Origin of the sequence: Actinomadura atramentaria DSM 43919 (genome assembly GCF_000381885.1) — a bacterium.
Classification (GTDB): Bacteria; Actinomycetota; Actinomycetes; order Streptosporangiales; family Streptosporangiaceae; genus Spirillospora; species Spirillospora atramentaria.
Genome location: NZ_KB907210.1, coordinates 256,021 through 277,799, shown reverse-complemented (window position 1 = coordinate 277,799; position 21,779 = coordinate 256,021). Strand labels below are relative to the sequence as shown.

At 72.0% G+C, this 21,779-nt stretch carries 19 protein-coding genes and 1 tRNA gene; 13 read left to right on the top strand and 7 right to left on the bottom strand.

Annotated features, from left to right (window positions below; all coding sequences use genetic code 11):
- Both G339_RS0108640 and G339_RS0108635 read left to right on the top strand, forming a co-directional pair.
- Positions 1–1,464: a glutamate synthase subunit beta gene (locus G339_RS0108640; RefSeq protein ID WP_019630672.1), complete on the top strand. Its 1,464-nt coding sequence runs from the start codon at positions 1–3 to the stop codon at positions 1,462–1,464.
- A 134-nt stretch (positions 1,465–1,598) separates the two neighbouring features.
- Complete coding sequence (locus tag G339_RS0108635) at positions 1,599–2,177, top strand: GNAT family N-acetyltransferase (protein ID WP_019630671.1); 579 nt, start codon at positions 1,599–1,601, stop codon at positions 2,175–2,177.
- A 12-nt stretch (positions 2,178–2,189) separates the two neighbouring features.
- Here G339_RS0108635 and G339_RS0108630 read toward each other — a convergent pair whose 3' ends face one another.
- The gene (locus G339_RS0108630; protein ID WP_019630670.1) at positions 2,190–2,900 is read right to left on the bottom strand and encodes a helix-turn-helix domain-containing protein; all 711 of its coding nucleotides are present in this window, start codon (positions 2,898–2,900) and stop codon (positions 2,190–2,192) included.
- 72 nt (positions 2,901–2,972) lie between these two features.
- On the opposite strand from G339_RS0108630, the gene G339_RS0108625 reads away from it, so the two are divergent.
- Together G339_RS0108625 and pyk are read left to right on the top strand one after the other, a co-directional pair.
- Positions 2,973–3,530: a type 1 glutamine amidotransferase domain-containing protein gene (locus G339_RS0108625; protein WP_019630669.1), complete on the top strand. Its 558-nt coding sequence runs from the start codon at positions 2,973–2,975 to the stop codon at positions 3,528–3,530.
- Between the two features lie 124 nt (positions 3,531–3,654).
- On the top strand, positions 3,655–5,085 hold the full coding sequence (gene pyk / locus G339_RS0108620; RefSeq protein WP_019630668.1) for a pyruvate kinase: 1,431 nt from the start codon (positions 3,655–3,657) through the stop codon (positions 5,083–5,085).
- Positions 5,086–5,260: 175 nt separating this feature from the next.
- Here the strand turns inward: pyk and G339_RS0108615 are convergent, their stop codons facing one another.
- A complete protein-coding gene (locus tag G339_RS0108615; protein ID WP_019630667.1) occupies positions 5,261–6,019 on the bottom strand; it encodes a helix-turn-helix domain-containing protein in 759 nt (252 codons plus the stop codon).
- A gap of 65 nt (positions 6,020–6,084) precedes the next feature.
- Positions 6,085–6,159, bottom strand: a tRNA-Leu gene (locus tag G339_RS0108610).
- 72 nt (positions 6,160–6,231) lie between these two features.
- Between G339_RS0108610 and G339_RS0108605 the strand changes: the two genes are divergently transcribed.
- The 6 genes from G339_RS0108605 (at position 6,232) to G339_RS0108580 (ending at position 12,231) form a co-directional block, all read left to right on the top strand.
- The gene (locus G339_RS0108605) at positions 6,232–6,888 is read left to right on the top strand and encodes an ANTAR domain-containing response regulator (protein ID WP_051107796.1); all 657 of its coding nucleotides are present in this window, start codon (positions 6,232–6,234) and stop codon (positions 6,886–6,888) included.
- Positions 6,889–7,276: 388 nt separating this feature from the next.
- Positions 7,277–8,437, top strand: a complete 1,161-nt coding sequence (locus G339_RS0108600) for a branched-chain amino acid ABC transporter substrate-binding protein (RefSeq protein WP_026341270.1) — start codon at positions 7,277–7,279, stop codon at positions 8,435–8,437.
- Positions 8,438–8,527: 90 nt separating this feature from the next.
- Complete coding sequence (locus tag G339_RS0108595) at positions 8,528–9,499, top strand: branched-chain amino acid ABC transporter permease (protein WP_026341269.1); 972 nt, start codon at positions 8,528–8,530, stop codon at positions 9,497–9,499.
- 29 nt (positions 9,500–9,528) lie between these two features.
- A complete protein-coding gene (locus G339_RS0108590) occupies positions 9,529–10,695 on the top strand; it encodes an ABC transporter permease subunit (RefSeq protein ID WP_019630663.1) in 1,167 nt (388 codons plus the stop codon).
- Positions 10,692–11,507 (top strand): ABC transporter ATP-binding protein, encoded by an 816-nt coding sequence (locus G339_RS0108585; protein WP_019630662.1) that lies wholly within the window; start codon positions 10,692–10,694, stop codon positions 11,505–11,507. Before G339_RS0108590 ends, G339_RS0108585 begins: the two co-directional genes overlap by 4 nt.
- Positions 11,497–12,231 carry an ABC transporter ATP-binding protein gene (locus G339_RS0108580; RefSeq protein WP_019630661.1) on the top strand — a complete coding sequence of 245 codons (735 nt, stop codon included), beginning with the start codon at positions 11,497–11,499 and terminating at the stop codon, positions 12,229–12,231. Before G339_RS0108585 ends, G339_RS0108580 begins: the two co-directional genes overlap by 11 nt.
- Positions 12,232–12,249: 18 nt before the next feature.
- Here the strand turns inward: G339_RS0108580 and G339_RS0108575 are convergent, their stop codons facing one another.
- Positions 12,250–12,804: a DUF4352 domain-containing protein gene (locus tag G339_RS0108575; RefSeq protein ID WP_019630660.1), complete on the bottom strand. Its 555-nt coding sequence runs from the start codon at positions 12,802–12,804 to the stop codon at positions 12,250–12,252.
- Positions 12,805–12,986: 182 nt separating this feature from the next.
- On the bottom strand, positions 12,987–13,403 hold the full coding sequence (locus G339_RS0108570) for a PaaI family thioesterase (RefSeq protein ID WP_019630659.1): 417 nt from the start codon (positions 13,401–13,403) through the stop codon (positions 12,987–12,989).
- A gap of 44 nt (positions 13,404–13,447) precedes the next feature.
- On the opposite strand from G339_RS0108570, the gene polA reads away from it, so the two are divergent.
- Positions 13,448–16,138 carry a DNA polymerase I gene (gene polA, locus G339_RS0108565; protein ID WP_019630658.1) on the top strand — a complete coding sequence of 897 codons (2,691 nt, stop codon included), beginning with the start codon at positions 13,448–13,450 and terminating at the stop codon, positions 16,136–16,138.
- Positions 16,139–16,260: 122 nt separating this feature from the next.
- On the opposite strand, the gene G339_RS0108560 is transcribed toward polA, so the two are convergent.
- Both G339_RS0108560 and G339_RS0108555 read right to left on the bottom strand, forming a co-directional pair.
- Complete coding sequence (locus tag G339_RS0108560; protein WP_019630657.1) at positions 16,261–17,136, bottom strand: polysaccharide deacetylase family protein; 876 nt, start codon at positions 17,134–17,136, stop codon at positions 16,261–16,263.
- A 370-nt stretch (positions 17,137–17,506) separates the two neighbouring features.
- A complete protein-coding gene (locus tag G339_RS0108555) occupies positions 17,507–18,511 on the bottom strand; it encodes an asparaginase (protein WP_019630656.1) in 1,005 nt (334 codons plus the stop codon).
- Positions 18,512–18,763: 252 nt separating this feature from the next.
- On the opposite strand from G339_RS0108555, the gene G339_RS0108550 reads away from it, so the two are divergent.
- Both G339_RS0108550 and rpsA read left to right on the top strand, forming a co-directional pair.
- Complete coding sequence (locus G339_RS0108550; protein WP_019630655.1) at positions 18,764–19,885, top strand: polysaccharide deacetylase family protein; 1,122 nt, start codon at positions 18,764–18,766, stop codon at positions 19,883–19,885.
- Positions 19,886–20,128: 243 nt separating this feature from the next.
- A complete protein-coding gene (gene rpsA, locus G339_RS0108545) occupies positions 20,129–21,613 on the top strand; it encodes a 30S ribosomal protein S1 (RefSeq protein WP_019630654.1) in 1,485 nt (494 codons plus the stop codon).
- Positions 21,614–21,779 lie beyond the last annotated feature (166 nt).

Below are 21,779 nucleotides of genomic sequence, written 5' to 3'. Positions count from 1 at the left end.
ATGGCCGACCCCAAGGGTTTCCTCACCGTCGGGCGGGAGCTCCCGCAGCGCCGCCCGGTGGACGTCCGCATCAAGAGCTGGACCGAGGTGTACGAGAACTTCGGCACCGACCGGCTCGAGAAGCAGGCGAGCCGCTGCATGGACTGCGGCATCCCGTTCTGCCACCAGGGCTGCCCCCTCGGCAACCTGATCCCCGAGTGGAACGACCTCGTCTACCGGAAGGACTGGCAGGAGGCCATCGAGCGCCTCCACGCCACCAACAACTTCCCCGAGTTCACCGGACGCCTGTGCCCCGCGCCCTGTGAGAGCGCCTGCGTCCTCGGCATCAACCAGGACCCCGTCGCCATCAAGCGCGTCGAGGTCGAGATCATCGACCGCGCCTGGGCCGAGGGCTGGGTCCACCCCCGCCCGCCCGCCGTCAAGACCGGCAAGCGCGTCGCCGTCGTCGGCTCCGGCCCCGCCGGGCTCGCCGCCGCCCAGCAGCTCACCCGCGCCGGGCACGACGTCAAGGTGTACGAGCGCGCCGACCGCGTCGGCGGCCTCCTGCGCTACGGCATCCCCGAGTTCAAGATGGAGAAGCGGCACCTCGACCGGCGCATCGCCCAGATGCGCGCCGAGGGCACCGACTTCAAGACCTCCGTCAACGTCGGCGTCGACATCACCGCCGACGAACTCCGCGCCGGCCACGACGCCGTCGTCCTCGCCGGCGGCGCCACCGTCTGGCGGGACCTGCCCATCCCCGGACGCGAACTGCGCGGCGTCCACCAGGCGATGGAGTACCTCCCCCTCGCCAACAAGGTCCAGGAGGGCGACACCGACACCCCCGCCATCACCGCGGCGGGCAAGCACGTCGTCGTCATCGGCGGCGGCGACACCGGCGCCGACTGCATCGGCACCGCGCTCCGCCAGGGCGCCGCCTCGGTCACCCAGCTCGAGATCATGCCCCGGCCGCCGCAGGCCCGCCCCGACACCCAGCCGTGGCCGACCTACCCCATGCTCTTCAAGATGGAGAGCGCCCACGAGGAACTCGCCGACGCCGGCGGCGACCGGCTCTACGCCGTCAACACCGTCGAGTTCCTCGGCGACGACGACGGCAACGTCCGCGCCCTCAAGATCGTCGAGGTCGGCGGCCCCGAGACCGGCTTCAAGCCCGTCGAGGGCACCGAACGCGAACTGCCCGCGCAGCTCGTCACCCTCGCGATGGGCTTCCTCGGACCCCAGAAGGACGGCCTGCTCGACCAGCTCGGCGTCGAACTCGACCAGCGCGGCAACGTCGTCCGCGACCGCGAGTACCACACCACCGTCCCCGGCGTCTTCGCCGCCGGCGACATGGGACGCGGCCAGTCCCTCATCGTCTGGGCCATCGCCGAGGGCCGCGCCGCCGCGCACGGAGTGGACTCCTACCTCGCCGGGCACAGCGCCCTGCCCTACCCGATCCCGCCGACGGCCCGGCCCATCGCCTGACCGCGCCCGACCCCGCGTCCGCCGCGCCCCGCACCCCGGGGCGCGGCGCACGCCCGCGCGCCCGACCGGGGGACGAACCGGGGGACACTGAGGGGCGCCGGGGGACACCGGGGCACAGCACCGAGGGGGAACCGATGCCGACCCGCCGCGTCGAGGTCACCACCTGGTACCTCGAACAGCTCTCCGCCGCCGACCTGCGGCCCGCCGCCGCCCCGCCCGGCGAACCCGTCACCGTCACCCGCGCCGAGATCCCCAGCCCCGAACTCAACCGCTTCCTCTACACCGCCGTCGGCGGCGACTACCACTGGGTCGACCGCCTCGGCTGGACCTACGAGCAGTGGGACAACTGGCTCCGCCGCCCCGGCGCCGAGACCTGGATCGCCCACGTGTCCGGCACCCCCGCCGGATACCTCGAACTCGACCCCGGACCCGGCGGCGACGTCGAGATCGCCTACTTCGGCCTCCTGCCCGCCTTCACCGGACGCGGCATCGGCGGCCACCTCCTCAGCACCGGCACCGCCCGCGCCTGGGACCTCGCCGACCGCTGGCCCGGCCGCGAACCCACCGCTCGCGTCCGCGTCCACACCTGCTCCACCGACGGGCCCACCGCACTGAAGAACTACCAGGCGCGCGGATTCCGCGTCCACGACGTCCGCGTCACCGCCGAAACCCTCGACCACCGGCCGCCCGGCCCCTGGCCCGGAGCCCGCTGACCGCCCCCGCCGTCACAACAGTGACCGGATCGGAACCCCGCCGAGCTGGCGGACGTCATGCGCCATGTGCGGCTGGTCCGAATACCCCGCCGCCCACGCGACCTCCGCCAGCGGCCGCCCCGCCCGCGCCAGCCGCAGCGCCCGCTGGAACCGCAGCACCCGCTGCACCGTCTTCGGCCCGTACCCGAACGCCGCCACCGCCCGCCGCCGCACCTGCCGCTCGCCCAGCCCCAGCGCCGCCGCCGCGTCCCGCACCGAACCCGCCGCCAGCGCCCGCGCCAGCGGCGCCGCCAGCGGATCGGGCGGGGGAGCGGCCGCCGCCCGCGCCGCGATGCCGGCCGCGAGCGCCGCCGCCGGATCGTCCGCCGCCGCGAGCCGCTCCGCCAGCCGGTCCGCCGCGCCGCCCCACACCTCCGTGAGCGGAACGCGCGCGTCCCGCAGCGCCGCGGGCGGCACGCCCAGCACCGGGCCCGCCGCGCCCGGCCGCAGCCGCACCCCGGCCAGCCGGTCGCCCGGCCGCAGCACCGCCGGAGCCGGGCCCGTGTCCGGCCCCGCCACCAGCAGCCCGCCGCCGCCCGGCCACCAGACCACGTCCACGCACGCGTCCGGCACGACCCGCTGGACGGCCGGTCCCGCCGCCGCCGCCGGCAGCCCCGCCGTCCACGCGCACGCCAGCCCCGCCACCGGCGGCGCGGCCGTTTCGCGGTACTCCGTCTGATCCATCACGTCCCTGCATACCAGCCGCCCGGACGGGCAGGGGCACCCGAACCCGACCAGAACAAGGAGGCCACCGCAATGGCACGCGACCTGAACGGCAAGACCATCGCCTTCCTCGCCGCCCCCGAAGGCGTCGAGCAGGCCGAGCTGACCGGCCCCTGGGACGGCCTCAAGGACGCCGGGGCCGACCTCCGCCTCATCTCCACCGACCCCGGCGAGATCCGCGGGTTCAACCACCTCGACAAGGCCGACGCCTTCCCCGTCGACGCCGTCGTCGACGACGTCCAGGCCGCCGACTTCGCGGGGCTCGTCCTGCCCGGCGGCGTCGCCAACCCCGACTACCTGCGCACCGTCCCCGCCGCCGTCGCGTTCGTCCGCGCGTTCTTCGACGCCGGACTGCCCGTCGCCGCGATCTGCCACGCCCCGTGGCTGCTCGCCGAGGCCGACGTCGCGCGCGGCCGGACCCTGACGTCCTGGCCCAGCCTCCGGACCGACCTCCGCAACGCGGGGGCGACCTGGGTGGACGAGGAGGTCCAGGTCTGCGAGGCGGGCCCCAACACGCTCGTCACGAGCCGCAAGCCCGCCGACATCCCGGCGTTCACCAAGACCGCCGCCGACGTCTTCGCGGCCTCCTGACGGCCGTCCCGGCACCCGCGTTCCGCAGTGGTCTAGACCTTTGGGCTGGACCACTGCGTGAATCGCGGATGGCCACATCCTGCACGAATAGGGGTACCGACTGGTAACTAAGTAGTTTTGTGTCGTGACCCGTCGAGCGAAGATCGTCAGCACCATCGGACCCGCCTGCTCCAGCGCCGAGCAGATCCGCGCCCTCGTCGACGCCGGAGTGGACGTCTGCCGCCTCAACATGAGCCACGGCGACCACGCCGGCCACGAAGAGGTCTACCACCGCATCCGCGCCGCCGCCGAGGCCACCGGACGCGGCGTCGGCATCCTCGCCGACCTCCAAGGACCCAAGATCCGCATCGGGCGCTTCCCCGACGGCCCCGTCCGCCTCACCCTCGGCGACGCCTTCACCATCACCACCGACGACGTCCCCGGCACCCGCAAACAGGTCTCCACCACCTACACCGGACTCCCCGGCGACGTCGGCCCCGGCGACACCGTCCTCATCGACGACGGCCGCGTCGCCCTCCAGGTCACCGAGGTCGACGGACCCCGCGTCCACACCACCGTCACCGTCGGCGGCATGGTCTCCGACAACAAGGGCCTCAACCTCCCCGGCGTCCCCGTCAGCGTCCCCGCCCTCACCGACAAGGACGAAGAGGACCTCCGCTGGGCCCTCCGCCTCGGCGTCGACCTCGTCGCCCTCTCCTTCGTCCGCACCCCCGCCGACGCCGACATCTGCTACAAGATCATGGACGAGGAGGGCGTCCGCGTCCCCCTCATCGGCAAGATCGAGAAACCCCAGGCCGTCGACGCCCTCCCCGAGATCGTCGCCGCCTTCGACGGCATCATGGTCGCCCGCGGCGACCTCGGCGTCGAACTCCCCCTCGAACAGGTCCCCATCGTCCAGAAACGCGCCATCGAACTCTGCCGCGAGAAGGCCCGCCCGGTCATCGTCGCCACCCAGATGCTCGAATCCATGATCTCCTCGCCGCGCCCCACCCGCGCCGAGACCTCCGACGTCGCCGGAGCCGTCTTCGAAGGCGCCGACGCCGTCATGCTCTCCGGCGAGACCAGCGTCGGCCAATACCCCATCCTCGCCGTCGAGACCATGAGCCGCATCGTCTCCACCGCCGAGGAATCCGTCCTCCACGCCACCCACACCCTCGACCGCATCCCCGAGACCGTCGGCGGCGCCATCGCCCGCGCCGCCGCCGAAGTCGGCGCCACCGTCGGCGCCCAGGCCCTCGTCGCCTTCACCATGTCCGGCGAGACCGCGCGGCGCCTCTCCCGCTACCGGTCGCCGATCCCGCTGCTGGCGTTCACCTCCGTGCCCGCCGTCCGCGGCCGCCTCGCCCACGTCTGGGGCGTCGAGACGTTCATCGTCCCCCAGGTCGACCACACCGACGACATGGTCCGCCAGGTCGAGCACGCGCTCCTGGAGATCGGCCGCTACCAGAAGGGCGACCGCGTCGTCATCGTCGCCGGCTCCCCGCCCGGAACGCCCGGCTCCACCAACGCGCTGCGCGTCCACCGCATCGGCGACGCCATCGCCGTCCCCACCTGACCCGCGGCCCCGGACGCACCGCGCCACCGGGGCTCGCCCACCAGGCGGCCGGGGCACGACCCGGCCGCCGGGTTTCGGTCCCATTACGGCATTTCGGTCCCTGCTGTGTCCCCGGTTCCGGCCCCCACCGGGGGACGGGGGAGCGCGCCGCAGCCGCTCGCCGGACACGGCGCGATCAGTACTTCGGCCCGACGAACTCGTCCAGCCGCGCCACCGCCTCCCGCCGCGCCACTGAGACGTTCCACCGGTTCATCTGCCGCCAGGCGATCCCGAGCCGATCCAGCGCGTCGGTGAACATCCGCTGGATGTCCATCGAGCGGTTGGAGAAGCTGTAGCGCGGATACTCGTACCAGCGGTCCTCACCGTTCACGGGACGCTTGACGCGGTTCATGCCCCGGTATCCGTCCGAGTGGATGAGGCCCCGGAGAAAATCACCGGTGAACTCGTCGGTGATCTCCTGCTGCCACGGGACGAGTTCGATCTTCCGTGTGTGTTTCAGTCCGGGACCGTGCTGAGGGAACAGACACGGCCAGTGCTTGGAGTACGCGCCGACGTTGGTGCAGCCCGTGGATTTACGGCGACCGATCGCCTGTCCAGGCATGACCTCGGAGAGCGCGCGGGCGGCCTCCTCGATCAACCCGGGCCAACTGTCGGCGCAGGTGATTTCGAGTCGGTACACCTCGGGTTTGCGGGACCGGACGATGTGCCCGTCCCCGAGGTAGAGGCCGAGGACGTAGGAGTAGGGACGGCCGTCCAAGGTTCGGCTGTGGCAGTGCGGGCACGTCGGTACGACCCGGGCGGCCGCTTTCTCCGGGTCTTTCTTCCAGTAGTACAGGGTTTGGCGCGGTATGCCGGTCTGGCGGTGGATCTCGCGGACCGTGAGCCCGGACGCCAGTAGGCGCAGGGCGAGCTTTCGTGCCTCGGGAGGATGCATGCCTCGATCGTCACAGAGGGGTACGACAAAATCGCCACCCGTAATGGGTGGCGATTTATGTCATGTGCCCCGAGTGGGACTCGAACCCACACTTTATGGCTTTTGAGACCATTGCCTGCTGCCTATTGGGCTATCGGGGCATTTATCCAGATTTTTCGGACATCCTTGCCGGGTCGGGGCCTTACAGGGACAAGCCCCACCTGGCTCCGACCATGCTAGCGGCTCCCGGTAGTCTCAGGGGCGTGACGGAGACCGCTCGGCGAGTTGTGATCGCAGAAGACGAGGCCCTCATCCGGCTGGACCTCAAGGAGATGCTGGAGGAGGACGGGTACGAGGTCGTGGGCGAGGCGGGGGACGGCGAGACCGCCGTCCGGCTGGCCGTCGAGCACCGGCCCGACCTGGTGATCCTCGACGTCAAGATGCCCGTCCTGGACGGGATCTCGGCCGCCGAGCGCATCTCGGCCGACCGCATCGCGCCCGTCGTGATCCTCACCGCGTTCTCGCAACGGGAGCTGGTGCAGCGGGCGACGGAGGCCGGGGCGATGGCCTATCTCGTCAAGCCGTTCAGCAAGACGGACCTGGCCCCGGCGATCGAGGTCGCGGTGAGCCGGTACACGGAGCTGCGGGCGTTGGAGGCGGAGGTCGCGGGCCTCTCGGAGCGGTTGGAGACGCGCAAGGTCGTGGACCGTGCGAAGGGGCTGCTGCAGCAGGCGCACGGCTGGAGCGAGCCGGAGGCGTTCCGGTGGATCCAGAAGACGTCGATGGACCGCCGTCTGACGATGCGGGCGGTGGCGGAGGCGGTCGTGGCGGGCGCGTCCGGCGGGTCGGGCGCGGCGGGCGGCGGGGCCGGGGAGTCGGCGGCGGGCTGAGCCCGGCCGACCGCGCGCGGCGTTCCCCGGTATTCGGCTGACCGGAATGCGGCCGATCCGCGTCACGTGTCCGTCGCGCGCCTGAAACGGCGCGGAAACAAAGCGAATTTCGGTCGGACCGAAATCAGCGTTCGATCCACCCCTTCCAAAGATCGGCGGGATTCACTTTCCGTGAACGGCGCTGGCCGGGCCGGGTGCGAATGGCCACGGTGGCGTAACGAACGAATAACCCTTCGAGTGCCGACCTCTGGCGACGTTGTGCCGCCACGGTGTACGACATAGCTGATCCCGGAGTGACCGTTTTCTGATGGGGCGGCGCCGGGATCTGACTCGTACCCGATCCCCTTCCGGATCCGGAAGAAAGGTTGACACCTTGCGGCGCAACTTCATGCGGGCCACGGGTGCCGTGGCTCTGGGCGCGGTGCTCGCGATCGGCGCTTCCGCCTGCGGAGACTCGGGCGGCGGCTCGGGGGACAAGGATTCGGTCACGATCGGGTTCATGGGCGACCTGACCGGTGAGGCGTCCGGGATCGTCATCCCGCCCAGCAAGGGCGCGCAGATGGCGATCGACGAGTACAACGCGACGAACCCCAAGATCAAGATCAAGTTCAAGACCTACGACAGCCAGGGCAAGGGCGAGCAGGCGGTGCCGCTGGCGAAGACGGCGATCCAGAAGGACAAGATCGTCGGTCTGGTCGGCCCGGCGTTCTCGGGTGAGACCCAGCAGGTGGGGCCCGTCATGGAAGAGGGCAAGGTCCCGATGATCTCGGCGTCCGCGACCAACTCGGCGCTGTCGGCGAACGGCTGGAAGTTCTTCCACCGCATCGTCGGGAACGACGACGTGCAGGGCGCGGGCATCGGGACGTTCATCACCAACGGCCTGGGCGCCAAGAAGGTGTTCGTCATCCACGACAACTCCGAGTACGGCAAGCCGCTCGGGACGACCGTGGAGGGCACGGTGAAGGGCAAGGGCGCGACGACGCAGGTCAGCGCGATCGACCCGGAGGCGTCGGACTACTCGGCGACGGTGAACCAGGCGAAGGCGTTCAAGCCGGACGCGATCTTCTTCGGCGGCTACTACGCGGCGGGCGGCAAGCTGATCAAGCAGCTCCGCGAGGCCGGGGTGACGGCGCGGTTCCTGTCGGGCGACGGTTCGCTGGACAAGGGCCTGGCGAAGGGCGCGGGCGGGAAGAACGCGGACGGCTCGGTGATCGGGTGCCCGTGCCTGATCGACCCGACGGGCAAGGCGAGCCCGGCGTCGAAGAAGTTCTCCGAGGCGTACAAGGCCAAGTACAACTCCGACACGGCGATCTACTCGGCCGAGGGCTATGACGCGGCGACGGCGTTCATCACGGCGATCAAGGCGGGCAAGACCAAGCCCGAGGAGATCAACGACTTCCTGAAGACGATCGACGTGCCGGGCGTCTCGAAGCAGATCAAGTTCACCGACAAGGGTGACCCGGCCAGCAGTGCGATCTACGTGTACCAGGTCACGGGCGACACTCTGCCGCTGATCGGCGACGCCAACACGGCGAAGCTCTCCGACTAGCGACCCGCCCGCTCCGCGCGGGCGGTCTGGTGACGCGCGGGGGCGGGGGCGCGTCGGTGTCCCCGCCCTCTCGACGAAGGCGGCCTCATCGTGTTCAACAGTTTCCTTGACCAATTCTGGCCGTCGACGGTGGACGGCCTGTCCCTCGGCGCGATCTACGCGCTGGTGGCCCTCGGCTACACGATGGTCTACGGCGTGCTGCGGCTGATCAACTTCGCGCATTCCGAGATCTTCATGATCGGTACGTTCGCGGCCGTCGGGGCCGTGGAGGCGATGGGCATCACGACGCCGGTGGGGACGGTGGCGCTGATCGGCGTCGTCGTCGTGCTGGCGGTCGTCGCGGGTGTGGCGTCGGGCGGGGCGGCGGTGCTGCTGGAGCTGCTGGCCTACCGTCCGCTGCGCAAGCGGGGGGCGTCGCGGCTGGCGGCGCTGCTGTCGGCGATCGGCGCGTCGATCGCGCTGCAGCAGTTCTTCGCGCTGGTGGTGATCCCCACCGTGTTCGACCGGCCGAAGGAGGGCGGCTACCTCCCGGTTCAGTCGAACGACTTCGCGAATCCGGTCCATCTGTTCTCGATCGGTCCGGTGGACGTCCGCAGCGACAAGCTGATCATCTTCGTGGGCGCGCTGCTGATGATGGTGGCGTTGGACCAGTTCGTGGCGCGGACCCGGCTGGGCCGGGGCATCCGCGCGACGGCGCAGGACCCGGAGACGGCCGTCCTGATGGGTGTGAACATCGACCGGATCGTGATCGCGACGTTCGCGCTCGGCGGCGCGATGGCCGGGGTGGCGGCGGCGCTCTACATGATGCGCTTCGAGGAGACCCAGTACATGGTCGGTTTCCTGCTGGGGATCAAGGCGTTCACGGCGGCGGTGCTCGGCGGCATCGGGAATCTGCGGGGCGCGCTGGTGGGCGGCCTGGTCCTGGGGCTGCTGGAGATGTACGGGTCGTCGTTCTTCGGGCCGGAGTGGCGTGACGTGGTGGCGTTCACGGTGCTGGTGCTGGTGCTGATGTTCCGTCCGACCGGGATTCTCGGCGAGTCGCTGCAGCGGGCGCGCGCATGAGCGGCGCGCGTGCGGACAAGGGGGGTTCGGTGTCCTGGCTCACGAGGGCGCGCGCGGCGCTGCGCGGGGTTCGCGAGTGGTGGGATTCGGCGTCCGGGCCCGTCCGGTGGTCGGTGTACCTGCTGCTGATCGTCGGGGCGGTGCTGCTGCCCGCGGACGCGGTCGGGAACGTCATGTCGCCGGACAGCAACTGGGCGGACCTGCTGTTCTTCCCGATCGGCGGGTACATCCTGCTGGCGATCGGGTTGAACGTGGTGGTGGGGCAGGCCGGTCTGCTGGACCTGGGGTACGTCGCGTTCTTCGCGATCGGCGGGTACACGATGGCGATCCTGGGGGAGAAGGTCGGCTGGAGCTTCTGGGAGATCCTGCCGGTGGGGATCGTCGTCGCGGCGTTGTCGGGCGTGATCCTGGGTGCGCCGACGCTGCGGTTGCGCGGTGACTATCTGGCGATCGTGACGTTGGGGTTCGGGGAGATCATCCGGATCACGGCGCGGAACACGCCCGCGATCGGCGGGCCGAACGGGATCTCGGGGATTCCGCATCCGCCGACGCTGACGGACTGGTCGATTCCGGACGTCGAACCGTTCACGTCGCTCGGGCTGGGCGGGCTGGCGCCGTTCGAGTACGGGGTGCTGGACGCGCGTCCGTACTACTACCTGATGCTCGCGGCGATCATCGTGGCGATCGTGTTCGTCGTCCGGTTGAACCGCAGCCGGGTGGGCCGGGCGTGGGCGGCGATCCGGGAGGACGAGGACGCGGCCGAGCTGATGGGCGTCCCGACGTTCAAGTTCAAGCTGGCGGCGTTCGCGATCGGCGCGGCGATCGGCGGTTCGGCCGGGGTGCTGTACGGCGCGCAGGTGACGTCGCTGAATCCGGCGCACTTCGAGTTCATGGTGTCGGCGCTGATCCTGGCGGCGGTGGTGCTCGGCGGCGCGGGGAACCTGCCCGGAGTGATCCTGGGCGCGTTCATCGTGGCGTGGCTGCCGGAGCGGTTCCGGGAGTTGAAGGACTACCGGATGCTGTTCTTCGGGCTGGCGCTGGTGCTGATGATGGCGCTGCGGCCGGAGGGGCTGCTGCCGTCGCGGCGGCGCAAGGCCGAGCTGGAGGAGGGCACGGGCGGCATGGGCGGCCTGGGGGCCGGTGTCGCGGGCCCGGACGGCGATCCGCACGAGGTGAAGGCTGAGGTGGCCGGATGAGCGAGACGGACGAGCGTCCGGCGGAGACCCCGACTGCGCCCGAGGCGCTGCTGGAGCTGCGGGACCTCACGATGCGGTTCGGCGGCGTCGTCGCGATCAACGGGCTGAACCTGACGGTCCGCAAGGGCGAGATCTTCGCGCTGATCGGCCCGAACGGCGCCGGGAAGACGACGGTGTTCAACGTCATCACCGGCGTGTACCGGCCCACGGAGGGCCGGGTGCTGTTCGGCGGCACGCGGATCGACGGCCGCAAGCGGTTCGCGGTGACCAAGCTCGGTGTGGCGCGGACGTTCCAGAACGTGCGGCTGTTCCACAACATGACGTCGCTGGAGAACGTGATGGTCGGCGCGGACGCCCACCACCGGACGGGCCTGGCGGGCGCGGCGCTGGGCCTGCCGTGGCACCGGCGGGAGGAGCGCGAGGGCCGGGAGCGGGCGCTGGAGCTGCTGCGGTTCGTCGGGGTGGAGCACCGGGCGGAGGAGGCGGCCAAGAACCTGCCGTACGGCGACCAGCGGCGGCTGGAGATCGCGCGTGCGCTGGCGACGGAGCCGGGCCTGCTGCTGCTGGACGAGCCGGCCGCGGGGATGAACCCGGCGGAGAAGCTGGAGCTGCAGGCGCTGATCCGCAAGATCCGCGACTCGGGCCGGACGGTGCTGCTGATCGAGCACGACATGAGCCTGGTGATGGGCATCAGCGACCGCGTCGCCGTGCTGGACTTCGGGCAGAAGATCGCCGACGGGCTGCCGGCGGAGGTGCAGAACGACCCGCGGGTCGTCGAGGCGTATTTGGGGGCTCCGGCCGATGCTTCTTGAACTGGCGGACGTCCACGTCCACTACGGGAAGATCGCGGCGATCCGCGGGCTGTCGCTGGAGGTCGGCGAGGGCGAGATCGTCACGCTGATCGGCGCGAACGGGGCGGGCAAGACCACGACGCTGAAGACGGTCTCGGGGCTGCGTCCGCTGTCGCGGGGCCGGATCGTGTTCGACGGCCGGGACATCAGCCGGATGCCGGGGCACAAGCGGGTGCTGGCGGGGATCGGGCAGTCGCCGGAGGGCCGCGGCGTGTTCCCGGGGATGACGGTGGCCGACAACCTGGCGATGGGCGCGTACGCGCGGCGCGGCGACACGTCCAAGGAGCTGGCGGAGGTTTACGAGCTGTTCCCGCGGCTGGCCGAGCGCAAGGACCAGTTGGGCGGGACGATGTCGGGCGGCGAGCAGCAGATGCTCGCGATCGGGCGGGCGCTGATGGCGAGGCCGAAGGTGCTGCTGCTGGACGAGCCGTCGATGGGGCTCGCGCCGATGCTGGTCCAGCAGATCTTCTCGATCATCGTGGAGATCAATCGGCGGGGCACGACGGTGCTGCTGGTGGAGCAGAACGCGGCGCAGGCGCTGCAGGTGGCGCACCGCGCGTACGTGCTGGAGACGGGCCGGATCGTGAAGTCGGCGCCGGCCGCGGACCTGCTGGACGATCCGCAGGTCCGCGCGGCGTACCTGGGCGGCGCGGCGGACGCGCCGATCACCGCGGACCCGGAGTAGGACCGGACGGCCCCGTCCTCACGGCAGCTTGATGTCGGCGGGCGGGGCCTTGCCGGTGGGGGCCCCGAGCGGCGCGCCGCCGACGACGCGCAGCGCCGCGGGCCGCGCGCCGACCGGGATGTCGTACCAGAGGTCGAGTTCGACGCGCACGCCCGCGCCGATCTCCAGTTCGCCGTCGGGCTGGCGTTTGACGAGGTCGGCCTCCTGGTCGCGGCCGTGGACCGTCCCGTCGGCGGTGACGAGCCGCTGGTCGCGGGCGTCGAAGGTCTGGCCGGTGCGGCCGGTGTTGGCGACGACGATCCGGACGCGGGCGAAGCGGCCGCGCGGCGCCATCTCGGCGTGGCTGCCCGCGAGTTCGGTGAGGCCCGTCGTGAGGCCGATGACGCGGAAGGAGAGTTCGCCGCTGTCGGCCGTCGCGCCGCGGACGGCGGTCTCGCCGGGCCGGGCGGTGCGCGCGGGCACGTCGTAGGCGGCGGGCGGGTCGGGGCGCTCGGCGCGGGCCGAGCAGGCGGCCGGGGCGCAGGCGAGGGCGAGCAGGAGGCCGGCGGCGCGGCGGCGCGTGGTCCGGGGCATGGCCCGACGGTAGGCCGGGGCGGTGCGCCGGGGAAGGGTTTGGCCCGGGGTCACCTTTGGGGCCGTGCGGACCGTCGCCGGACGCGCGCGTTGTCTACTCGGTGACCCCGGGCCGTTCCCATGCACGGTAGCGAGCCGGGGCCGTCCACCGCAAAGGGGGTGGTCCGGACGGGAGGGGCGGATCAGGCGGGGGCGTCGCGGAGCATGCAGGTCAGCCGGGCCGTGCAGACGCGCCGGTCGCGTTCGTCGGTGATGACGATGTCGTAGGTGGCGAGGGTGCGACCGCCGTGGACGCGGGTGGCGACGCCGGTGACGAACCCCTCGGTCGCGGACCGGTGGTGGGTGGCGTTGATCTCGATGCCGACGGCGATGCGGCCCTCCCCGGCGTGCAGCGCGGAGCCTATGGAGCCGAGGGTCTCGGCGAGGACGCAGGAGGCGCCGCCGTGCAGCAGCCCGTACGGCTGGGTGTTGCCCTTGACGGGCATCCGGCCGACGACGCGTTCGGGCGCGGCCTCCAGGAACTCGATGCCCATCGAGCGCGCGAGATCGCCGGACACCTCGCCCATGCTCTCGGCGAGTCGCCGCAGCTCGTCTGTCATGAAGCCTCCCTCGAACTGTCGTACGCGCAGACTAGAGTCCACGTGTGGCCACGACAGCACCGACCCCTGACAAGCCCAGGCTCCTCCTCCTGGACGGGCACTCCCTCGCGTACCGGGCGTTCTTCGCGCTCCCGCTGGAGAACTTCTCCACGACCGACGGCCAGCCGACCAACGCGGTGTACGGCTTCACCTCGATGCTCATCAACGTGCTGCGCGACGAGCAGCCGACGCACATCGCGGTGGCGTTCGACCGGTCGGAGCCGACGTTCCGGCACGAGGCGTACGACGAGTACAAGGCGGGCCGGGCCAAGACGCCCGACGAGTTCCGCAGCCAGGTCAGCCTGATCTTCGAGGTGCTGGACGCGCTGCGCGTCCCCCGGCTGTCGGTCGCGGGGTTCGAGGCGGACGACATCATCGCGACGCTGTCGGTGCGGGCGACCGAGGCGGGCATGGAGACGCTGATCGTCACCGGCGACCGGGACGCGTTCCAGCTCGTGGACGGGAACGTCACGGTGCTGTACCCGATCCGCGGCGTGTCTGAGCTGGCCCGGATGGACCCGGCGGCGGTGGAGGCCAAGTACGGGGTGCCGCCCCAGCGGTACCGGGAGCTGGCGGCGCTGGTCGGGGAGTCCAGCGACAACCTGCCGGGCGTGCCCGGCGTCGGCCCGAAGACGGCCGCCAAGTGGCTGACCAAGTACGGCGACCTCGACACCCTTGTCGCGAAGGTCGAGGAGATCAAGGGCAAGGCGGGCGACAACCTGCGCGAGCACCTGGGCGACGTGCTGCGCAACCAGCAGATCAACAAGCTGGACTGCGACGTCGCGCTGGACTCGGCCCCCACCGAGCTGAAGATCGGCCAGTGGGACCGCGACGAGATCCACACCCTGTTCGACTCGCTGCAGTTCCGGGTGCTGCGCGAGCGGCTGTACGCGTCGCTGTCGGCGGTGGAGCCCGAGGCCGAGGAAGGCTTTGAGGTCGAGCTGGACGAGCTGGAGCCCGGCGCGCTCGGCACGTGGCTGGCGGAGAACACCGCGTCCGGCCGGACGGGCGTCGCGGTCACCGGGTCGTGGGCGCGCGGCACGGGCGAGTTGACGGCCGTCGCGCTGGCGTCGGCGGGCGGCGCGGCCGTCACCCTGGACCCGGTGCAGCTCGTCGCCGACGACGAGCGGGCGCTGGCGGCGTGGCTGGCGGACCCGTCCCGGCCCAAGGCGATGCACGAGGCGAAGGGCCCGATGCTCGCGCTGTACGCGCGGGGCCTGAAGCTCGACGGCCTCACCAGCGACACCGCGCTCGCCGCCTACCTGGCGCTGCCGGGCCAGCGCACGTTCGACCTCGGCGACCTCGCGCTGCGGTACCTGCACCGCGGGCTGACGAACGAGTCGGAGGACTCCGGGCAGCTCACCCTCGACGGGTCCGGTGAGGAGGAGGCCGCGCGGGACCTGGCGCTGCGCGCCCGCGCGGTCGCGGAGCTGGCCGACGCCCTGGACCGAGACCTGGAGCACCGGGGCGCGACGCGGCTGCTGCACGAGGTGGAGCTGCCGCTGGTGCGGGTGCTGGCGGGCATGGAGCGCGCGGGCATCGCCGTCGACGCCGACCACCTGGCGGGGCTGTCGTCGTCGCTGGGCGGGCAGGTGAAGCAGGAGGAGCAGGACGCGCACGCCGCCGTCGGCCACGAGTTCAACCTCGGGTCGCCCAAGCAGGTGCAGCAGGTGCTGTTCGACGAGCTGGGCCTGCCGAAGACCAAGCGCACCAAGACCGGCTACACCACCGACTCCGAGGCGCTGACGAACCTGCTCGCCAAGGACGGGCATCCCGTCCTGGAGCACATCCTGCGCTGGCGCGAGGTCGCCAAGCTCAAGAGCATCGTGGACTCGCTGATCCCGATGGCCGACGACTCGGGCCGCATCCACACGACGTTCAACCAGATGGTCGCGGCGACGGGCCGGCTGTCGTCCACCGACCCGAACCTGCAGAACATCCCGATCCGCACGGCCGAGGGCCGGCAGATCCGGGAGGCGTTCGTCGTCGGCGAGGGCTACGAGTCGCTGATGACGGCCGACTACAGCCAGATCGAGCTGCGGATCATGGCGCACCTGTCGGGCGACGAGGCGCTGCTGGAGGCGTTCGGGTCCGGCGCGGACTTCCACACGATCACCGCCTCGCGGGTGTTCGGGCTGCCACCCGAGCAGATCGACTCCGAGCTGCGCGCGCGGATCAAGGCGATGAACTACGGGCTGGCGTACGGGCTGTCGGCGTACGGGCTGTCGCAGCAGCTCCGGATCTCGCCGGAGGAGGCGCGCGGGCTGATGGAGGAGTACTTCCAGCAGTTCGGCGGCGTCCGCGACTACCTCCAGGACGTCGTCGCGCAGGCCCGCCGCGACGGGTACACCGAGACGATCCTGGGCCGCCGCCGCTACCTGCCGGACCTGACGTCCGACAACCGGCAGCGCCGGGAGATGGCCGAGCGGATGGCGCTGAACGCGCCGATCCAGGGCTCGGCGGCCGACATCGTGAAGGTCGCGAGCCTCAACGTGGACCGGGCGCTGCGCGAGCGCGCGCTGCGGTCGCGCATCCTGCTGCAGGTCCACGACGAACTCGTGCTGGAGGTCGCGCCCGGCGAGGCGAACGCGCTGCGCGAGCTGGTGCGCGGCGAGATGGCGAGCGCGTACGCGCTGCGCGCCCCGCTGGAGGTGTCGATGGGCACCGGCCGCACCTGGCAGGAGGCCGCGCACTGACGCGCCGCTGACCCGCGTGCTCGACCCGCGTGCTCGCGTGCTTGACCCGAGTGCCGGGTCCGCGCGCTTGACCACGCGCCGGGCCCGCGCGCCGGGCCGGGGCCGCACGGCCCCGGCCCGGTTCAGCGCGGGTTGCGGCGCTGGAAGTCGCGGGCGATCTCGTCGAACGTCGCCCAGCGGACGCCGTCGTGGCCGCCGATGTGGTCGATGAGCCGCTCGTGCATGAGCAGCGCGCCCGGCCGCCCCGAAACGTCCGGGTGGACGGTCATGACGAACACCGCGTAGTCGTGCTCGCGGTACGTCCAGTCGAACTGGTCGCGCCACTGCTGTTCGAGGTCGCGCGGGTTGACGTAGCCGTGGCTGTTCGGGTTGGCCTTGACGTACATCATCGGCGGCAGGTCGTCCAGGTCCCAGGACGCGGGGATCTCCACCAGGTCGGTCTCCTCCCCGCGCTGCAGCGGCTTCATCCACGTCTCGGCCGGGCTGTCATAGTCGATCTTCGTCCAGGTGTCGCCCTTGCGGACGTAGTACGGCCGGACGTCGTGGTGCATCAGCGAGTGGTCGTAGCGGAAGCCGCGGTCCAGCAGCAGTTCGTTGGTGATCCGGGAGAACTCCCACCACGGCGCGACGTAGCCGGACGGGCGGCGGCCCGCGCGTGACTCGATCAGCTCGATGGCGCGGTCCAGGACGTCGATCTCCTGCTCGCGGCTCATGTCGATCGGGTTCTCGTGGCTGTAGCCGTGCGCGCCGATCTCGTGCCCGGCCCCCACGCACGCGTCGAACCCGTCCGGGAACGTCTCGATCGAGTGCCCCGGCCAGAACCACGTCACGGTGAGCCCGGCGCGGCGGAACAACTCCAGCATCCGCGGGACGCCGACCTCGCCCGCGAACATGCCGCGCGAGATGTCGCCGGGCGAATCCTCGCCCCCGTACGAGCCGAGCCACCCCCCGACCGCGTCCACGTCGACGCCGTACCCGACCAGAATCTCCTTGCCCATCGTTCCCCCCGCTGATCGTTGCCGTACTGCCGACGCGCGGCCCGTGCCGCCCTCGACATGCCCGTCCGTGTCGCGCACCGCATGCCGCCGGTGTCGCGTTCTCGGCACGCCGCCCGTGCCGCGCCCGGCACGCCGCCTGTGCCGCGTCCGGCCCGCCGCGCGGCCCGCGCCGCGTCCGGAACTCCGTCCGCGCCGTGTCCGGCACGCGGTCCGTGCCGTGTCTGTGCTCGTACCCGCATCGCTTCCTTCCCGTGCTCAGCCCGCGCTGAGTCCGTGCCCGTGCCGTGGTGCGCCCGGCACGCCGCCTGTGCCGTCCCCGGCGCGTGGTTCGTGCCGCGTCCGGCGTCGTCTGCGTCGGGTCTGTGTCGGGTCAGGGTCGGGCGGTCGCTCCCGCCTCGGCGAGCCAGTCGCGGCACTGGGCGGCGACGCCGCGCGCGTCTCCGCCCGCGGCGAGCGCGGTGGCGAGCAGCAGCCGGGTCTGCCAGGGCGACAGGTCGCCCGCGAAGACGGCCCCGGCGCGGGCGAGGTCGGCGCCCGCGCCCGCATAGGCGCCGACGACGGCCCCGGCGCCGGTGCGGCTCGCCACGGCGACGGGCACGCCGTCGGCCAGCAGCGCGCGGGCGGCTTCGACCACGGCGGGCGGCGCGTTCCCCGCACCGGTCCCGGCCAGGACCAGCCCGCGCGCTCCGGCAGCGCGGGCGGCGTCGAGCGCGGCGGCGTCGCAGCCGAGGTAGATGGCCGCGACGTCCACGCGCGGCAGGTCGGCGGGCGGCGAGGGGAGCAGCGGCGCGGGCCGCCGCACGGCGGCGATGTGGGTGCGGACGCCGGTCTCGTCGATGGTCGCGAGCGGCCCGCGGCCGGGGGCAGCGAACGCGGCGAGGCCGAGCGCGTCGACCTTGCGGACGCCGATCGCGGGCCAGGCGCGGCCGTCGAACACGACGCTCGCGCCGGTGTCGCGGGCCTGCGGAGCGGCCGCCCAGGCCAGCGCCGCCGCCAGGTTGCGGCCGCCGTCGCGGCCGGGCGCGTCGGCGGGCCGCTGCGCGCCGGTGACGACGATCGGGGCGGGGCCGTCGTGGAAGAGCGCGAGGAGGAACGCCAGCTCCTCCGTCGTGTCGGTGCCGTAGGTGACGACGACGCCGTCCGAGTCGCGGGCGGCGTCGGTCGCGGCGCGGACGATGTCCAGCGCGCCCGGCACGTCGAGCGCGAAGCTGCTCGCCGCCGGGAGGTCGCGCGCGTCCACCCGGACGGCCGGATCGAGGCCGACCTCGGCGGCGTCGCGCAGCAGGTCGGCGGCGCGCAGCGCCACGGCGCGGCCGCGCGGCGTGGCGCGGGACGCGATCGTTCCGCCGGTCGCGAGCAGGGTGAGCCGCCGCACGCGTCGTCCTCCCAGTTCCGGTCCTGCCGAAAAGTGCGTTCAGTGCAGTGCTACCCAGCGGGCGGCGGAACGACGCGGACCGGGCGCGCCGGTCGCGGGCCGTTTCCTGCGGGCCCGCGCCTCATGGGCGGGTCCGAGTCGTGACATGCGGCGGGAAAGGGGGCGCGGCGCGCCGCGCGATGGCCTGTCGCGGCGGGGCGCCGCGCCGTACCCTGTCCTTGATCATTAACGTTCGGCCCCGACGGGAGGCCCGTGCCGCTCCTCCACAAGCTCGCCGCCGTCCTGGTCGTCGCCGCGGTCGTGCTGGGCCTGACGCTGCCGGGCGACCGGCACCGGTCCGGTCCCGCGCGCACGGCGGCCCGCGCCGGGTCCGACACCGCCGCCGCGCCGCCGTCCGCGGCCGCGCCGTCCGCGACGCCGCGCGCGGCCGTCCCGCCCGCGTCGCGGACACCGACGCCCGATCCGAGCGCCCCGATCCGCGCCGCGTCCGCGCAGGCCGTCGCCGTGAAGGCGAACGAACTGGGCGAAGTCCCGGTGATCATGTACCACCGGATCATGAAGAAGCCGCAGCTCTCGCTGGACCGGTCGGTCGCGGAGTTCCGGACGGAGCTGACGCGGCTGGCCGACGAGGGCTACTCGCCGATCACGGCCGCTGAGTTCGTCTCAGGGCGGATCGACGTCCCGGCGGGCCGCCACCCGGTCGTGCTGACCTTCGACGACAGCAGCCCCGGCCACTTCGGGCTGGACGCGAACGGCGCGCCGCTGCCCGACACGGCCGTCGCGATCATCGAGGAGGTCGCGCGCGCCCACCCGGGGTTCCGGCCGACCGCGACGTTCTACCTCAACGACGACCTGTTCAACATGGGCGACCGCGCCGCCGAGGGCCTGAAGTGGCTCACCTCGCACGGCTTCGAGATCGGCAACCACACGGTGACGCACGCCGACCTGTCGCGACTGCCGGAGAAGGGCGTCCGCAAGGAGATCGGCGGGATGGAGGACCGCATCGTGTCGCTCACCGGGGCGCACACGACGACGTTCGCGTACCCGTTCGGCGCGGTGCCGCGCAAGCGGGCGTGGGCGCAGCGGGACGGGTCGCGGTACGCGTTCCAAGGGGTCTTCCTGGCCGGGTGGAAGCCGTCGGAGTCGCCGTTCAGCACCGGGTTCGACCGGTGGGCGATCACGCGCGTCCGCTCCGAGGGCAAGATCAAGGAGAACGACTGCAAGCGCTTCTGTTCGACGGCGTGGCTGGACTACCTGGACAAGCACCCCGGAGAGCGCTATACATCGGACGGTGATCCCGCGACGGTGACGTTCCCCGCCGCGGCGGTCGAGCACCTCGCGCCCGCGTTCCGTTCCTACGCACGCGACTACTGAAGACCCGCGCCCCCCGGCGCGCCCCCCGATTGACCGGGCGACGTCCCTGTCATATGCTGATCGCTGCGCTGTGGGCTTGCGTGCGCTTCGGACGGAGCAGGCTCGCGCTCGGTCAGGTCGTTGACATCGGTTCGGTGTACGACGCGGTCACCTCCGCGTCCCCTCCGGTCCTCGGCAGGGCGGAAAAAGGCCCTCCGCGCATCGAAGACACCGACTATGTCCGTATCCGGAGCCAGCCGACACATGACGAGCAGCACCGAGGCCACCTCGACCACCCCGCAGGTAGCGGTCAACGACATCGGGTCCGAGGAAGCCTTCCTCGCGGCGATCGACGAGACCATCAAGTACTTCAATGACGGCGACATCGTCGAAGGCACCGTCGTCAAGGTCGATCGAGACGAGGTCCTCCTCGACATCGGCTACAAGACGGAAGGTGTCATCCCCTCCCGTGAGCTCTCCATCAAGCACGACGTCGACCCCAACGAGGTCGTCGCCGTCGGAGACCACGTCGAGGCCCTTGTCCTCCAGAAGGAGGACAAGGAAGGCCGACTGATCCTGTCCAAGAAGCGCGCCCAGTACGAGCGCGCCTGGGGCACGATCGAGAAGATCAAGGACGAGGACGGCATCGTCACCGGCACGGTCATCGAGGTCGTCAAGGGCGGCCTCATCCTCGACATCGGCCTGCGGGGCTTCCTGCCCGCGTCGCTGGTCGAGATGCGCCGCGTCCGCGACCTGCAGCCCTACGTCGGCCGCGAGCTCGAAGCCAAGATCATCGAGCTGGACAAGAACCGCAACAACGTGGTCCTGTCCCGCCGCGCCTGGCTGGAGCAGACGCAGAGCGAGGTCCGCCAGACCTTCCTCAACACGCTGCAGAAGGGCCAGGTCCGCAAGGGCGTCGTGTCCTCCATCGTCAACTTCGGCGCGTTCGTCGACCTCGGCGGGGTCGACGGTCTGGTCCACGTCTCCGAGCTGTCCTGGAAGCACATCGACCACCCGTCCGAGGTCGTCGAGGTCGGCCAGGAGGTCACGGTCGAGGTCCTGGACGTCGACATGGAGCGCGAGCGCGTCTCCCTGTCGCTCAAGGCCACGCAGGAAGACCCCTGGCAGCAGTTCGCCCGCACCCACCAGATCGGCCAGGTCGTGCCGGGCCGCGTCACCAAGCTGGTGCCGTTCGGCGCGTTCGTCCGGGTCGAGGAGGGCATCGAGGGCCTGGTCCACATCTCCGAGCTGGCCGAGCGCCACGTCGAGATCCCCGAGCAGGTCGTCCAGGTCGGCGACGAGATCTTCGTGAAGATCATCGACATCGACCTCGACCGGCGCCGCATCAGCCTGTCGCTCAAGCAGGCCAACGAGAGCGCGGCCGGGATCGACGAGGAGGACTTCGACCCGACCCTCTACGGCATGCCCGCCGAGTACGACGACCAGGGGAACTACAAGTACCCCGAGGGCTTCGACTCCGAGACCGGCGAGTGGCTCGAGGGCTTCGACGAGCAGCGCGAGACCTGGGAGCGGCAGTACGCCGAGGCCCGCGCCCGCTTCGACGCCCACCGGCGCCAGATCGAGGAGGCCCGCAAGGCCGAGGCCGAGGCGGAGACCGGCGGCGCGGCCACCACGGGCGGCGGCGAGACCTCGTACTCGGGCGGCGGTGACGACGAGCAGGTCGGCGGCGCGCTCGCGACCGACGAGGCCCTCGCGGCGCTGCGCGAGAAGCTGTCCGGCGGGCAGTGACCGGTCCCTGACCGGCGCTTCGCGGCGGCCCGGCCGGGCCGCCGCCCCGCGGCCCGCCGCGGGTCCGCGAGCATGGCAGTATGAGTCAGTATGAGCACGGCCGGACGGTGATCCCCAGGGACACCGTCCGGCCGTGAGCTGTTTTCCGCCCTCATCCCCGCCCCCG

Excerpts from the sequence above, each read along its gene's own strand:
- G339_RS0108640 (WP_019630672.1), top strand. The coding sequence starts at position 1 with ATGGCCGACCCCAAGGGTTTCCTCACCGTCGGGCGGGAGCTCCCGCAG.
- G339_RS0108635 (WP_019630671.1), top strand. The coding sequence starts at position 1,599 with ATGCCGACCCGCCGCGTCGAGGTCACCACCTGGTACCTCGAACAGCTC.
- G339_RS0108630 (WP_019630670.1), bottom strand. The coding sequence starts at position 2,900 with ATGGATCAGACGGAGTACCGCGAAACGGCCGCGCCGCCGGTGGCGGGG.
- G339_RS0108625 (WP_019630669.1), top strand. The coding sequence starts at position 2,973 with ATGGCACGCGACCTGAACGGCAAGACCATCGCCTTCCTCGCCGCCCCC.
- G339_RS0108615 (WP_019630667.1), bottom strand. The coding sequence starts at position 6,019 with ATGCATCCTCCCGAGGCACGAAAGCTCGCCCTGCGCCTACTGGCGTCC.
- G339_RS0108605 (WP_051107796.1), top strand. The coding sequence starts at position 6,232 with ATGCTAGCGGCTCCCGGTAGTCTCAGGGGCGTGACGGAGACCGCTCGG.
- G339_RS0108600 (WP_026341270.1), top strand. The coding sequence starts at position 7,277 with ATGCGGGCCACGGGTGCCGTGGCTCTGGGCGCGGTGCTCGCGATCGGC.
- G339_RS0108585 (WP_019630662.1), top strand. The coding sequence starts at position 10,692 with ATGAGCGAGACGGACGAGCGTCCGGCGGAGACCCCGACTGCGCCCGAG.
- G339_RS0108580 (WP_019630661.1), top strand. The coding sequence starts at position 11,497 with ATGCTTCTTGAACTGGCGGACGTCCACGTCCACTACGGGAAGATCGCG.
- G339_RS0108575 (WP_019630660.1), bottom strand. The coding sequence starts at position 12,804 with ATGCCCCGGACCACGCGCCGCCGCGCCGCCGGCCTCCTGCTCGCCCTC.
- G339_RS0108570 (WP_019630659.1), bottom strand. The coding sequence starts at position 13,403 with ATGACAGACGAGCTGCGGCGACTCGCCGAGAGCATGGGCGAGGTGTCC.
- G339_RS0108560 (WP_019630657.1), bottom strand. The coding sequence starts at position 17,136 with ATGGGCAAGGAGATTCTGGTCGGGTACGGCGTCGACGTGGACGCGGTC.
- rpsA (WP_019630654.1), top strand. The coding sequence starts at position 20,129 with ATGACGAGCAGCACCGAGGCCACCTCGACCACCCCGCAGGTAGCGGTC.